At 44.8% G+C, this 475-nt stretch carries 1 protein-coding gene; it reads right to left on the bottom strand.

What is annotated here, in order from left to right:
- Window positions 1–475: ATP-binding protein (locus tag CXF95_RS26320; RefSeq protein ID WP_101201413.1), on the bottom strand; the 475-nt coding region annotated here is incomplete at both ends.

Genomic DNA, 475 nt, shown 5'->3' with positions numbered 1-475 from the left:
CGTGGATTCCCCGATCATATCGTACCAATTTTCTATCGGTAATTGACTCGCAATCAGTGTCGATTTTGTGTCATACCTCGCATCTATTAACTCAAGTAAATCACTGCGTTGTTGCCCCGTTAATGGCTCTAATCCCCAATCGTCTAAGATCAGTAAGTTCGCTGATGTGAGTTTGTTAATAAACTTTCGATAACTGCCATCCGCTTGTGCCATAAACATCTTTTCAAGCAATTCTTTGAGCCTAAAGTAGTAAACGTTTTCTCCCTGCTGGCAGTGGTTATGGCCCAACGCACAAGCAAGGTAGGTTTTACCGCAACCTGTTGCTCCTGTGATCAGTATGTTTTGGTGAAGACGAAGCCATTCACCTTGCGCTAATGAGCGGATCTGCGTTTTGTTTAACTGCCTCGACGCACCATAATCCAACTGTGCTAATGTCCCGTTCACTCTAAATTTGGCTTGGCGGGTCAGTCGGTCA

The organism is Paraglaciecola sp. MB-3u-78 (assembly GCF_002835935.1).
GTDB lineage: Bacteria > Pseudomonadota > Gammaproteobacteria > Enterobacterales > Alteromonadaceae > Paraglaciecola.
This window is presented reverse-complemented; position numbering and strand designations above follow the sequence as displayed.